Genomic DNA, 14223 nt, shown 5'->3' with positions numbered 1-14223 from the left:
GCCCGGCTGAATGCCCGCGCCTGCCGAACACCGCTTTCCCTGCGCGCAATGCGGCGCCAGCCTGCGCTTTCAGCCGGGCCAGCAGCAGCTGGTCTGCGACTGGTGCGGCCACCGGCAGGACATCGGCCCCGGCCCCGCCCGCGCGCCGGGCCGCCATGACGATGGCAGCAGCGGCGCGGACGAGCCCGCGCTGCAATGGGCGCCGGGCCCCCGCAATGCGGCCGCGCTTGAGGAAATCCCGCTGGACAAGGGCCTGCATCTGGATGCGGGCGCGGGCGATATCGTGCAGATGGTGCGCAGCCTCGCCTGCCCCAATTGCGGCGCGCGGGTCGATCTGGACGAGACCCATCACGCCAGCGCCTGCCCGTTCTGCGCCACCCCGGTCGTCACCGATACCGGCGCCACCCGGCGGATCAAACCGCAGGGCGTGCTGCCCTTCAAGCTGACCGAGGCGCAGGCCCATACGGCAATGAAATCATGGCTCAAGGGGCTGTGGTTCGCGCCCTCGGGGCTGACCGCCTATGCGCGCAAGGACCGGCGGCTGACAGGGGTGTATACGCCCTTCTGGACCTTTGACGCGCGCAGTGTCAGCCGCTATCGCGGCCAGCGGGGCGATGCCTATTACGTCACCGTGCAAAGCACCCGGCAGGTGAACGGGCGCAGCGAGACCGTCAGCCGGCAGGAACGCCGCATCCGCTGGCGCCCGGCCTCGGGTCAGGTGGCGCGCGATTTCAACGATGTGCTGGTGGGCGCCTCGACCGCCCTGCCGCCACGGTTTGCCACGGCGCTGAAACCCTGGGATCTGAACGATCTGGCGCTGTATGATCCGGCCTTCCTGTCGGGTTTCGAGGCCGAGGGTTATACCGTGGCGCTGGCCGACGGCCACCAGACCGCGCGGGCGCAGATGGCGCAGGTGATCCACGCCGATGCCCGCCGCGACATCGGCGGCGACGAACAGCGCATCGAGCAGATCGACAGCCGCTTCTCGGATGAGACGTTCAAGCATGTGCTGCTGCCGGTCTGGTCGGCGGCCTATCGCTATAATGGCAAAAGCTATCGTTTCGTGGTGAACGGCCAGTCGGGCAAGGTGATGGGCGAACGCCCGTGGTCGGTCTGGAAAATCGCCGGGGCCACAGCCGTCGCGCTGGTAGCGCTAGCGGTTTTCCTGTATCTGACTCAGGGCTGAAGGGGGAGGACGGACATGATCCTGTGCGCAGGCGAATCGCTGATCGACATGGTGCCGCAGAACGGCGCCTTCCGGCCTCTGGCGGGCGGGGCGGTCTATAACACCGCCATCGCGCTGGGGCGGCTTGGCCGGGACACCGGCTATCTGTGGCCGATCAGCCGCGACCCGTTCGGCCAGCAGATCCTTGCGCCTCTGTCCGAGGCAGGCGTGAACACCGATCTCTGCCCCCGCACCGACCGGCTGACCACGCTGGCGCTGGTGACGCTGGAGAATGGCGAGGCGCGCTATTCCTTCTATGATGAGGGCTCGGCGGGCCGGATGCTGGCGCCCGAAGATCTGCCCCCCCTGCCGCAGGCGGTCACGGCGCTCTTCGCGGGCGGCATCAGCCTGGTGCCCGACCCCTGCGGCGCCACGATCGAGGGGCTGATCGCGGCCCATCACGCCCGCCTGCCGGTGATGATCGACCCCAATATCCGCCCCTTCTTCATCACCGACCCCGACGCCTACCGCGCCCGCCTGTGGCGGCTGCTGCCGATGGCCGACATCGTGAAACTCTCCGCCGATGATCTGGACTGGCTCTCTCCCGGCATGGCGCCCGAACAGGCCGCCCGCGAAATCCTCGCCCGCGGCCCGAAACTGGTGCTGCTGACCGGCGGCGAGGCCGGTGCCCGCGCGATCTGGGCGGGCGAGACGGTCCACGCCCCTGCCGTGCGCACCACGGTCGCCGACACGATCGGCGCGGGTGACACGTTCAACGCGGGCGTTCTGGCCAGCCTCGACCGCCAGAACCTGCTGAACAAGGACGCCATCGCCCGCCTCACCCCCGACCAGATCCACGCGGCGCTGACGCTTGGCGCGCAGGCCGCCTCGATCACCGTCTCACGCCCCGGCGCCAACCCGCCCTGGGCCCATGAAATGCCCGCCAGCTAGCCCAGCCGGGCATGCCCTCGTCATCTTCTTCATAAAAATATCCTCGGGGGGTCCGGGGGGCGAAGCGCCCCCGGCACGCGCGGGACGCAAAACAGCGCCACCAGCCAATCCGCGGATCAATCCGCCGGATGCCACCCGCCGGTGCGCCGCTCTTCGGGTTCGTCGTCCTCGCCGGGCTCGTCCGCCGTGCCAGAGAATGCCTCAAAGCCGCCCTTCTGCCGCGCGGTCCAGCGCAGATGCAGATGCAGCCCGTCCTCGCCCGCCTCTTCGCGCTCGACCACGCCCGCCTCGTGCAGCCAGGCGCGCCCGCGGCCATCGCCGAAGGGCAGCACCACCTCGGCCTCAAGGCGCGGCTCGTCCAGAACCTCGCCCAGCAGGTGGTCCATGGCGGCGATCAGATCCTCCAGCCCCTCGCCCGACAGGGCGCTGACGGCCTGTACGCCCTCGGTGCGCCGGTCGGTGCGGCGCAGGGCTGCGCGGGTGTCGGGGCCAAGCGCGTCGATCTTGTTCCAGACCTCGATGGCGGCGACATCCTCGTCCACGCCAAGCGAATCGAGAATATCGGCCACATCGGCGGCCTGCTCTTCGGTCTCGGGATGGCTGATGTCGCGGATATGCAGGATCAGATCGGCCTCCAGCACCTCTTCCAGAGTGGCGCGGAAGGCTGCGACCAGTTCGGGCGGCAGGTCGCTGATGAACCCCACCGTGTCCGACAGGATGATCTTGCGCCCCGAGCTGCCACCCTGGGCATCGGGCAGGCGGATGGCGCGCATCGTCGGGTCCAGCGTCGCAAACAGCATGTCTTTCGCAAACACCTCGGCCCCGGTCAGCCGGTTGAACAGGGTCGATTTGCCGGCGTTGGTATAGCCCACCAGCGCCACGATCGGATAGGGCACCTTGGCACGCGCGGCACGGTGCAGGGTCCGGGTCTTGACCACGCGTTCCAGCTGACGGCGCAGCCGGGTCATCTGTTCGTCGATGGCGCGACGGTCGGCCTCGATCTGCGTCTCGCCGGGGCCGCCGACAAAGCCAAGCCCGCCGCGCTGACGTTCCAGGTGGGTCCAGGCGCGCACCAGCCGCGTGCGCTGATAGGACAGGGCCGCCAGCTCGACCTGCAGCACGCCTTCACGGGTGCGCGCGCGGTCGGCGAAAATCTCAAGGATCAGCCCGGTCCGGTCCAGCAGCTTGACGCCCCAGTCCTTTTCCAGATTGCGCTGCTGCACAGGCGTCACCGGGCCGTCGATCAGCACCAGCTCGACCTCAAGCGCCTCCAGCCGTTCCTTGATCTCGGCCAGCTTGCCCTTGCCGAACAGCTTGCCGGGATTGGGCTCGCGCAGGTTCGCAACCTCAGAGCCCACCATCTCGATGCCCGGCAGCGCCAGCGCCAGCGCCACGGCCTCGGCCAGCGAATGCTCAGGATCGCGCCGTTGCGTGCGGGCGCGGCCCAGATCGGGATGGATCACATAGGCGCGGGTCGGGCGGGCGGCGGTTTCCGTCAGTTCGGCCAATCAGTCGTCGCCTTCATACAGCGTGATGGGCTGGCCCGGCATGATCGTGCTGATCGCATGCTTGTAGACCAGCTGCGACTGGCCATCCCGGCGCAACAGCACGCAGAAATTGTCGAACCAGGTGATCACGCCCTGCAGCTTGACGCCATTGATCAGGAAAATGGTGACCGGCACCTTCGCCTTGCGGACGTGGTTCAGGAACGCGTCCTGCAGATTCTGCTTGTCGCCAGCCATTTTTATATCGTCCGTTTTTACACTGTCCCCATCCATCTGACATGTAAGCGGTTGTTCCCAGCCATGCAAGCGCACCCGGACCCGATGCCGCGGCGATCAGCGCCGCCAGAATTCGGGCGAGAACAGGGCCAGAATCGCCAATGTCTCGATCCGGCCCAGAATCATCGCCCCCGCCAGCACCCCTTTGGTAAAGCGGGGCAGGCCCGACCACCCCTCCCACGGGGCCGAGGCCACGCCTGCCGTGCCCTCGAATGCCGGGGTCAGCGGGATCGCCCCCGCCAGTGGCCCGGTATTGGTCAGCGCGGCGATGGACAGGATGGTCGCGGTCTCGAATTCGACCGACTGGATCGAGACCAGCGAGACCACGACCGCGATGGAAATCGCGAACAGCATGAAGAAGATGAACGCCAGATAGGCGCCCTCGCGCCGCAGATGCCGGGAAATGCGGCCGCCGCCCGAGACGGCCGAGGGATGGACGATCCGCTGCATCTCGCGTTCGCCGTGGCGGGCCAGCGCATAGACGCGCAGCAGCTTGACCCCGCCCGCCGTGGTGGCGATGCCGCCGCCCATCATGGCCAGCCCCGCAAGGATCAGCCCCGGCGCCGTCAGCCCCGACCAGGCCCGCGCGCCCTGCCAGTCGACCGAGTTCCAGCCGGTCGTGGTCAGATAGCTCAGCGCGTTGAACATCCCCCCCCACATCGCCCGCAGCCCCGAGGTGACGCCCGCCAGCGCCGCCTGCCCCTCGGCCCCCACCTCGATGGCGCCCAGAAAGTGGCGCAGAAACAACACCAGCGTCACCATCAGCACCAGCGCTGCCGCCATGCGCAGTTCGGGGTCGTCGCGCATCCGCGAGGTGGCGCGCAACTGCCCGCCGCCCGGCCAGAAGCGCCGCGACAGGGCGGGCAGCAGGAACAGAAACACCAGCGCCTCGCCCGCAAGGCCCGACACCTCGCCCGCCTGCCCCAGCACCGGTGTGATCCCCGAGGTGGACAGCGTGCCAAGCGCCCGGCACAGCGCCAGAAAGGACGGATCGCCCGCCAGCAGCAACCCCACCCACAGCGCCAGCGTCAGGCCCAGATAGGGCGGCAGCACCGCCTCGGCGCCGCGCGCCAGCCGGGTCAGCGGATCATGCACGCGGCTGTCAAAACCCGGCTCGGACAGGTGGCGCGGCACCCGCCGGGGATCGGCGGACAGGGGCAGCGCCTCGAACGCCTCTTGCCGGCCATAGGGGCTGGACATGATCTCGAACCCGCCAAGGCGCAGCGGCGCCAGGATCGCCACCGCCGAGACCAGCACGAAAAACCCGCCCATCCAGCCCACCAGCGCCCGCCACAGATGCAAGGGCGCAGGCAGCAGGTCGGCCGAATAGAGCGAGGCGCCGGTCGTGGTCAGCGCCGAGACCATCTCCCACCAGGCATTGAACCAGCCGGTATCGGGCAGGCTTTCGGCAAAGGGCAGCGCCAGCAGCAGCGGCAGACCGACAAAGACCGCCAGCATGTTCAGCAGCATCTCGCGCGCGCCACGGGCGCGGGGATTGGCATGGGTCGCCAGCCCGATCAGCCCGCAAAACACCATGATCAGCAGCCCGGCATAAAAGAAATGCCGCGCGATGGCCGCATGTCCGGTGACCGAGGCATGGGCCGCCGGGATCAGCATCATCAGCGCCGCGATCCCCGAGACGAGGACCAGAAGCGGCAGCCTGAGCAGGGTGTCGCGCATCGCGGGCCTTCAGAAAAAGTCGATCGAGACCTGAAGCAGGCGCTCGACCTCGGAGACATCGGCGGACAGGGCAAAGATCAGCACGATATCGCCCTCTTCGATGCGGGTGTCAGAACTGGGCATCAGGATGCGGTCGCCCTTTTGCACGGCACCGATCAGCGCGCCTTCGGGGAATTCGATGTCGCGGACGGCGCGGCCCGACATGGGGCTGGTCGACAGGACCTGCGCCTCGATCACCTCGGCCTCGGCATCGCCGATGGAATAGATGTCGCGCACCCGCCCGTGACGGATATGGCGCAGGATGGTCGAGACGGTGGTGGCGCGCGGGTTGATATAGGCGTCGATGTCCAGCGCCCCCATCAGCGGCACCAGCGTCGGGTCATTGATCAGCGCGATCGCCATTTTCGCGCCCGCCTGCTTGGCCCGGACCGAGGCGAGGATATTGGTCTTGTCGTCATCGGTCACCGCCAGCACGGCGTCGGCGCGCGGCACGGCGGCCTCTTCCAGCAGTTCCGCCGACAGCCCGTCGCCGTTCAGAACGATGGTGCGTTCCAGCCGGTCGGCGGCATATTCGGCGCGCGCCCGGTCACGCTCGATCAGCTTGGCGCGGATGCGGTCGGGGCGGGCCTCCAGCGCCTGCGCCACCGCAAGGCCCACATTGCCCGCGCCGATGATCGTCAGCCGTTCCTGTTTCTGCGGCGGCTTGCCGAAGATATCCAGCGTGCGGGCCACATCGTCGACATGGGCAAAGACATAGATCTGATCGCCCGCAAACAGCTGATCGCCCGGCTCGGGGGCAAACAGCCGCCCCTTGCGGCGCACCCCCGCCACGATGGCGCGCAGGCTGGAGAACAGCTCGGTCAGCTGGCGCAGGGGCGTGTTCAGTGCCGGGCAGTCGGCTTCCAGATCAATGCCCAGCAGGTGGATGCGGTCCTTGAGGAAGGTTTCCACATCGAATGTCGAGGGCGCCGACAGGCGTTGCAGCGCGGCCTTGGCCACCTCGCGTTCGGGGCTGATCACCACGTCGATGGGCAGGTGTTCGGTGCGGTAAAGGTCGGAATAGATCGCGTCCAGATAGGCGCCGCTGCGCAGCCGCGCGATCTTGCGCGGCACCTGAAAGACCGAGTGGGCCACCTGACAGGTGACCATGTTCACCTCATCGGAATGGGTCGCGGCGATGATCAGATCGGCGTCACGCGCGCCCGCCCGGTCCAGCACATCGGGATGGCTGGCAAAGCCGGTCACGCCCTGCACGTCCAGCGCATCGGTCGCACGGCGGATCAGTTCCGAGTTGTTGTCGATGACGGTGACGTCGTTGCGCTCGCCCGACAGGTGGCGCGCGATCTGCCAGCCGACCTGGCCCGCACCGCAAATGATGATCTTCATCCACAGACCCCTTGCCGCCACGCCCGCAAGGCGCAGCCCTCTGCCTATGCCGGGCGGGCGTCAGGCGCAAGCCGGGCCGCTATTTGCCCATCATCATCTCATCGTCGCTGCGCATGCCGCCGACCACGCCCAGCGATTTCAGCTTGCGGTGCAGGGCGCTGCGCTCCATGCCCACGAATTGGGCGGTGCGGCTGATATTGCCGCCGAAGCGGTTGATCTGGGCCACCAGATATTCCCGCTCGAACATCTCGCGCGCCTCGCGCAGCGCCATGGCGGTGACCTGCGGCCCAAGGCTCAGCGCATCGCTGTTGTCCAGCGCGGCGCCCTGCGGTTCCAGTTCTGATGGCTGGATCGCGCCGGTCCCCTCGGCCAGAATCAGCACCCGTTCGATCACGTTGCGCAGCTGGCGGATATTGCCCGGCCAGCGCATGGACTGCAGCGCGGCGACGGTTTCCTCGGGCAGATCGCGCGGGGTCAGCCCCTGCGTGGCATGGAACTGGTCGATGAAATGACGCGCCAGCAGCGCAATGTCATCGCGCCGGTCGGCCAGCGAGGGCACGGCGATGGGCACCACGTTCAGCCGGTCGAACAGTTCCTGCCGGAACCGCCCGGCGGCGATTTCCGTCATCAGGTCGCGATTGGTCGAGGACAGCACCCGCAGATCGACCCGCACCCGGTCGGCGCCCCCCGCCCGCACGAATTGCTGTTCGGTCAGCACCCGCAGGATCTTGGGCTGGGTGCCAAGGGGCATGTCGCCCACCTCGTCGAAATAGATCACGCCGCCATGGGCCTGTTCCAGCAGCCCCGGCTCGACCCCGCGTTCGGCGGTTTCGCGGCCGAACAGCACCTCTTCCATGCGTTCAGGCTCGATCGTGGCGCAGGGGACGGTGATAAAGGGCGCGTCGGCGCGGGGTGAATGGGCGTGGATATAGCGGGCGGCCATTTCCTTGCCGGTGCCCGGCTCGCCGGTCAGCAGCACGCGGCCATTCGAGCGGGCGACCTTGTCCAGCCCCTCGCGCAGGCGGCGGAAGGCGGCGGAATTGCCCAGCAACTCGCCCGGTTTCTCGCCGCCCCGGCGCAGGCTGCTGTTTTCGCGGCGCAGGCGGCTGGTTTCCATGGCGCGGTTGATGACCACCATCAGCTGGTCGATGTTGAAGGGTTTTTCAATGAAATCATAGGCGCCCTGCTTGATCGCGGCGACCGCGATCTCGATATTGCCATGCCCCGAGATGATGATGACCGGCACGGCCGGGTTGTTGCGCTTGACCTGTTTGAGGATGTCGATGCCGTCCATCCGGCTGTCCTTCAGCCAGATGTCCAGGATCATCAGCGCCGGTTCGCTGTCATTCAGCGCGGCGACCGCCTGATCGGAATTGGCGGCCACGCGGGTCTCGAACCCCTCGTCGCGCAGGATGTCCGCGATCAGTTCGCGGATGTCACGTTCGTCATCGACGATCAGGATATCGCTCATGGTGTCGCCTCGTCTTTTTCTTTGCTTTTGGTCCTGGCCGCGCGCACCGGATGGCGTTCACGCGGAAGCCGGATCTCGGCTTGCGCACCCGGCGGGTCGGGCGCATCGGTCAGGGACAGGCTGCCGCCATGTTCCTCGACGATCTTCTTCACGATGGGCAGGCCCAGCCCGGTGCCATGGCTTTTCAGCGTCACATAAGGCTCGAACAGGCGCGAGCGGTCGGCGGGCAGGCCGGGGCCATTGTCGGTGATGCGGATGCAGACGGCCTCGGCCTCGGCCTCCAGCGTCACGCGGATCCGGGGCTGCCAGCCCTCGGGGGCCTCAAGCGCGCGTTCCTCGACCGCTTCGCCTGCATTCTTCAGCAGATTGGTCAGCGCCTGCCGCAGCATGCCCGCATCGCAATCGACAATGACCGGCTGATCGGGGATCTGGGTCACCAGCGCGCCATGCAGCGCGTCCTGTTGCAACAGGGTCACCTCGCGCAGCAGCAGGGCCATGTCGGTCTCGGCGCGGTTGGGTTCGGGCATGCGGGCAAAGCGGCTGAACTCGTCCACGATGCGGCGCAGATCGCCGGTCTGGCGGATGATGACATCGACATACTGATCCAGCGCGGCGCGCTCACCCTCGGGCGCCACCGGCCCGAATTTGCGGCGCAGGCGTTCTGCGGACAGCTGGATCGGGGTCAGCGGGTTCTTGATCTCATGCGCGACACGGCGGGCGACATCGCCCCATGCGGCCATGCGCTGCGCGCTGACCAGTTCGGTCACATCGTCAAAGGCCACCACATACCCCTCCAGCGCGCCGCCGGTGCCGCGCCGCACGGCCATGCGCACCAGCAGGCTTTCGACCCGGCCCTGCCGCATCAGGCGCACCTCGTCCTGCACCGTTTCCGCGACCGAGGCCGACAGGCGTTCGAACAGAGGCGCGAATTCGGGCACCAGTTCCGACAGCAGCGCGTCAATGTCGCGGACCGGGTCCAGCCCCAGCAGACGGCTGGCCGAGCGGTTCACAAAGTCGATCTCGCCCGCCGCATCCAGCCCGATCACGCCCGAGGTCACGGAACTGAGCACATTGTCGAACAGCCGCCGCTGATCGTCGCTGACCCGGTAGCTTTCGACCAGTTCCGCCCGCTGCGTCTTGAGCTGCCGCGTCATGCGGTTGAAGGCCCGCCCCAGCGTCTGGATCTCATCGCCGGTATCGGGTTCGGGCACCTGCACGTCCAGATCGCCGTGCCCCACCCGCGCGGTCGCCTGTGCCAGCAGGCCGATGGGGCGCGACAGGCGGCTGGCAAACCACATGCCCAGCCAGATCGCCGCCGAGACCAGCAGCAGCGCAAAACCCAGATAGACCAGCGAGAATTCGAACAGCACGCGGGCGCGCATCTCCTCAAGCTGGCGGTAATCGCCGACCGTGGCGCGGGTGTCGTCCAGCAGGCCCAGCAGGCTGCCATCGACATCGCGGGTCACATACAGATAGCGGTCGGCCAGCGGCGGCAGCGCGACCAGGGCGCGGAATTCGTCGTTGTCCCAATCCTCTATCAGCGCCAGACCGCCTGCCTGCGCCTCGTCCAGCTGGTCGCTGCCCGGCTGTTCATACCAGAACAGATAGCTGCGGTCGCCGCGCGCGCGGATCTCGCCCGCGCCGTTGATGATATAGGCCTCGCGCAGGCCCCGCTGGATCAGGCCCTGCCCCTGCACCAGCAGCTGGCGCATCTCGGCATCCTCGATCAGCGGATTGGCGCGGCCCGCCTGAATGAGGATATTGGCCAGCGCGCGGGCATCTTCGGACAGGTCGCGGCGGTGTTCCTCCTGATAGGCTTCGGCGGCGGCCTGCGAGGTGGTCACCACCTGCTGCACCCGGTCCGAGAACCAGCCCTCCAGCCCGATATTGACCAGAACGCCCGCAAACAGCGCCACCAGCACCGTGGGCACCAGCGCCAGCCCGGCAAAGATCGCCACCAGCCGCCCATGCAGCCGCGAGGCGGGCCCGCTTGAGCGCCGCGCCTGAACCAGCCGCGCCATGCGCGCCATCACGAAACCGATCAGCAGGGTCAGATAGGCCAGATCCAGCAGCAGCACGACGCGCAGCGCCTGTGCCTGCAACCCGCGCCCGACCGGACTGAGCATGGCGATCGTCGCCAGCGCCAGCACGGCGCCCACGATCAGCATCACCCAGTTCAGCACCGCCCGCCATTCGCGCGGCAGCCGCAACCGTGCCAACCTGTCCCAGCCAAAGGCTGATACGGACCCCGCCATGTCCCCCACATCCGCCGTCTGTCGCGGCTTTCCCGAAGGCAGCGCCCGCCGGACGGCGTGTCCGTGGCGCTGCGACCTGTGGCGGTTTTACATCAGTTTGCGGCGCCGTGTCACCTCGATATTCAGCTCGGTCAGCTTTTTCCGCAGCGTATTGCGGTTGATTCCCAGCAAATCGGCGCAACGCAGCTGATTTCCGCCGGTCGCGTCCAGCGCCACCTGCAGCAGCGGACGTTCGATTTCGCGCAGGATGCGGTCATACAGGCCCGGCGGCGGCAGCGCGTCGCCATGCAGGTCGAAATAGCGCTGCAGATGCGCCTCGACCGAATCCGACAGGCGGGCATTGGCCGAGGGCATGGGGATCGCCTGTTCCGGCTCGAAGGCGGACAGGGAGGGGCCGGGGGCCGAGGCCGCGGCGGTCGTGGCGGCCGGGGCGTGACGCGCGCCGGTCTGCTGGCTCAGCGCCTCGCGCATCTCGGCGGCGCTGATGGCGGGGCCGCTGGCGGTCAGCGCCAGACGGCGCATCATGTTTTCCAGCTCGCGCACATTGCCGGGGAAGGGATGGGCGCGCAAGGCCGACGAGGCCTCGTCGGACAGGGTCCTTTCGGGCAGGCCCTGCGCCGCCGCCCGCGCCAGCAGGTGGCCGGCCAGCGGCAGGATGTCATCGACCCGCGCGCGCAGCGGCGGCACGCTGATCGTCACCCCCGCCAGGCGGTAATAGAGGTCCGAGCGCAGCCGCCCCGCCGCGACATCGGCCTGCGGATCGGGGCCGGTCGTGGCCACGATGCGCGGCGCGGTGGCGCGGTCGGGGCCGGATTCCACCGCCTCGATCATGCCGATCAGGCGGGCCTGCGCGGCCGGGTCAAAGCCCGCCGGGTTCTCGATCACCACGGTGCCGCCGCGCGATTTCTCGGCCGCGCGTGCAATCGATTCGTCGCTGGCATCGGCCGAGGTCAGCACCGCCAGCCCCCGGTCGCGGCGGTCGGACAGCTCGTGAAAGCTGCGCGCGATGGTGGTCTTGCCCACGCCCGCCTCGCCCGCGATCAGCACCGGCAGATCGGCGTTCAGCACGCGGGCGACCATGCGGAACAGGGCCTGCATGCTGGGCGCGTGCCCGATCAGCGGCATGGCCGGGTCGGCGGTCTCGCGCGGGCCGGGCAGCGGTTCGGGCACCGGGTCGGATTTGCGCGGGCGCCGCGACAGGGCTTGCCCCGCCTTGGACATCAGGTCGGGCAGGTCAAAGGGCTTGGGCAGATATTCGAACGCCTCGGCCTCGGTCGCGCGGATCGCGGTGACGATGGTGTTCTGGGCCGAGATCACGATCACCGGCAGATCGGGGCGCATCTCGCGGATCTCGGGGATGCGGTCGATGCCGTTGCCGTCGGGCATCATGACATCGGTGATGACCAGATCGCCGCGCCCCTCCTCGACCCATTTCGACAGCTGTGCGAGGCTGCCTGTCGCATGGACCCGGCAACCCGCGCGGGTCAGCGCCTGTGTCAGCACCGTTCGGATGGTGCGGTCATCGTCAGCGATCAGAACGGTTCCGTCCATGGGGTCGGTCCTTATGCCTTTGGCAGGGAAATGCGAAACACGGTGCGACCTGGCCTGCTGTCCACCCGGATCAGCGCGCCATGGTCGGTGATGATCTTGCTGACCAGCGCCAGCCCCAGCCCGGTGCCGTTCTCACGCCCCGACACGAAGGGCTCGAACACCTGATCGGCGATGGCGGGGGGAAAACCGGGGCCGTTGTCCTCGATCTCGATCTGCAGCGGCAGCGGGCAGCCCGAGGGGTCGGTATCGTCGGGCGGGCGGCGCAGGGTGTGGTCGTAAAAGCTGTGCAGCCGGATGGTGCCGCCCGCCTTGCCCTTCAGCGCTTCGGCGGCGTTCTTCACAAGGTTCAGGCAGACCTGCACCAGTTGATCGGCATCGGCCAGCGCCATCGGCAACGAGGGGTCGTAATCGGTGCTGATGCTGATGTCGCGCGCAAAGCCCACCTTGGCCGAGCGGCGCACCTGTTCCAGCACGTCATGGATGTTCACCGGCGCCAGATGCGGGGCCGAGGTGTCGCCGAACCGTTCGACCTGATCCAGCAGCGCCACGATGCGGCGCGATTCGCTGACGATCATCTCGGCCATTTCGCGGTCTTCGGGGGTCGCGTTCATCGCCATCAGCTGCGCCGCGCCCCGGATGCCCGCCAGCGGGTTCTTGATCTCATGCGCCAGCATCTCGGCCATGCCGATGGCGCTGCGCGCGGCGCTGCGGACATTGCGGGCCTGATGCAGCCCGTCGACCTCCTGCGGCACCACGAGGATGCTGACGGCGCCGCCCGTCTCGGTCGCGCGGGCCAGATGCACCGCCGCGCGCCGCGCCAGATGGCCGCCCACCCGGTCGCCGATCTCAAAGCTGATCGCGGGGTGATAGACCGACTCGTCGGTGGCCTGCACCCGCGTCGCCAGCGGCCGCAGCGCGGGCAGGATGCGCAGCCGCGCGGTCATCTCATCGCCCTCAAGCGATTTGCCCAGGGTCGAGTTGCGCGACATGTTCAGCCAGATTTCCGCCGCCTCGTTCATCGCCGCCACCCGCCCGCAATCATCGAGGATCAGCGCGGGCAGCGGCAGGCTGTGCCAGCCCGGCCCCGGCGCGGCCTCGGTAAAATCGCTGCGGCCCGGATGGGTCATGCGGCCTCCTGCGCGGGGGAAGCGGACGCGGGCGCACCGGACGCGGGGCCACCGGTCGCGGGCGCACCGGAAGCGGTATCGGCAAAGGCACGGGCGATCAGGGCCAGCGTGGCGGCGGGGGTTTCGGCCTGCACCAGCTGCGCGCGCAGCGGCGCGCGGGCGGCCTCGGCATACCAGCCCAGATGCTTGCGCGCGACGCGCAGGCCCAGATCGGTGCCGTAAAAGCCCAGAATATCCTCGTAATGCGCGGCCACCAGATCGGCCAGCGCGGCGCCCTGCGGCACCGTGGGCGCAGGCGTGCCCCACAGATCATGCGCGATCTGCGCCAGCAGCCAGGGCCGCCCCTGCGCGCCGCGCCCGACCATCACCGCCTCGGCGCCCGAGGCCGCCAGCGCCGCCCGCGCGCTGTCTGCGTCCACGATGTCGCCATTGGCCACCAGCGGCGGGCGCCCGGCCAGACCGGCCACTGCCCGGATCGCGGCCCAGTCGGCGCGGCCCTTGTAGAACTGCGCCCGCGTGCGGCCATGCACGGTTAACATCGCCACCCCCGCATCGCGCGCCCGCGCCGCAAGATCGGCGGCGTTGAGGCAGTCATCGTCCCAGCCCAGCCGCATCTTCAGCGTGACCGGAACGCCCACGGCGCCCACCACCGCCTCGATCAGCGTCAGCGCATGGTCGGGGTCGCGCATCAGCGCCGCACCCGACAGCCCGCCGGTGACCTTCTTGGCCGGGCAGCCCATATTGATGTCGATGATCCGCGCGCCCATCGCCTCGACGATGCGGGCGGTCTCGGCCATGGCGCCCGCCTCGCGGCCCGCGATCTGGACGCTGACGGGCAACCCGCCCTCGGTCAGCG

11 protein-coding genes are annotated in these 14223 nt (G+C 68.7%); 2 read left to right on the top strand and 9 right to left on the bottom strand.

All coding sequences use genetic code 11. The annotated features are described in order from the left end of the window. Positions 1–10 precede the first annotated feature (10 nt). Positions 11–1186: a zinc ribbon domain-containing protein gene (locus ACK41U_RS06335; protein WP_409677386.1), complete on the top strand. Its 1176-nt coding sequence runs from the start codon at positions 11–13 to the stop codon at positions 1184–1186. 15 nt (positions 1187–1201) lie between these two features. Then, the gene (locus ACK41U_RS06330; RefSeq protein WP_409677384.1) at positions 1202–2116 is read left to right on the top strand and encodes a carbohydrate kinase family protein; all 915 of its coding nucleotides are present in this window, start codon (positions 1202–1204) and stop codon (positions 2114–2116) included. A gap of 116 nt (positions 2117–2232) precedes the next feature. Here ACK41U_RS06330 and hflX read toward each other — a convergent pair whose 3' ends face one another. The 9 genes from hflX to ACK41U_RS06285 form a co-directional block, all read right to left on the bottom strand. Then, positions 2233–3624: a GTPase HflX gene (gene hflX / locus ACK41U_RS06325; protein WP_409677382.1), complete on the bottom strand. Its 1392-nt coding sequence runs from the start codon at positions 3622–3624 to the stop codon at positions 2233–2235. Next, a complete protein-coding gene (gene hfq, locus ACK41U_RS06320) occupies positions 3625–3858 on the bottom strand; it encodes an RNA chaperone Hfq (RefSeq protein WP_119885907.1) in 234 nt (77 codons plus the stop codon). A gap of 96 nt (positions 3859–3954) precedes the next feature. Further along, a complete protein-coding gene (locus tag ACK41U_RS06315) occupies positions 3955–5577 on the bottom strand; it encodes a potassium transporter TrkG (protein ID WP_409677380.1) in 1623 nt (540 codons plus the stop codon). Positions 5578–5586: 9 nt separating this feature from the next. After that, positions 5587–6963 (bottom strand): Trk system potassium transporter TrkA, encoded by a 1377-nt coding sequence (gene trkA, locus ACK41U_RS06310; protein WP_409677378.1) that lies wholly within the window; start codon positions 6961–6963, stop codon positions 5587–5589. 79 nt (positions 6964–7042) lie between these two features. Further along, positions 7043–8434 carry a sigma-54-dependent transcriptional regulator gene (locus ACK41U_RS06305; protein WP_409677376.1) on the bottom strand — a complete coding sequence of 464 codons (1392 nt, stop codon included), beginning with the start codon at positions 8432–8434 and terminating at the stop codon, positions 7043–7045. Continuing rightward, a complete protein-coding gene (locus ACK41U_RS06300; protein ID WP_409677374.1) occupies positions 8431–10689 on the bottom strand; it encodes an ATP-binding protein in 2259 nt (752 codons plus the stop codon). The genes ACK41U_RS06305 and ACK41U_RS06300 overlap by 4 nt, the downstream gene beginning before the upstream one ends. Positions 10690–10776: 87 nt before the next feature. Continuing rightward, positions 10777–12240, bottom strand: coding sequence for a response regulator (locus tag ACK41U_RS06295; protein ID WP_409677372.1), 1464 nt, complete (start codon positions 12238–12240; stop codon positions 10777–10779). 11 nt (positions 12241–12251) lie between these two features. Further along, a complete protein-coding gene (locus ACK41U_RS06290) occupies positions 12252–13367 on the bottom strand; it encodes a two-component system sensor histidine kinase NtrB (RefSeq protein ID WP_409677370.1) in 1116 nt (371 codons plus the stop codon). Continuing rightward, positions 13364–14223: tRNA dihydrouridine synthase (locus tag ACK41U_RS06285; protein ID WP_409677368.1), on the bottom strand; the 860-nt coding region annotated here is incomplete at its 5' end. The genes ACK41U_RS06285 and ACK41U_RS06290, both read right to left, overlap by 4 nt.

This window comes from Paracoccus sp. (in: a-proteobacteria) (assembly GCF_046289755.1).
GTDB lineage: Bacteria > Pseudomonadota > Alphaproteobacteria > Rhodobacterales > Rhodobacteraceae > Paracoccus.
Note: the sequence above shows the minus strand (reverse complement) of the source record. Positions and strands in the feature narration are given on the sequence as shown.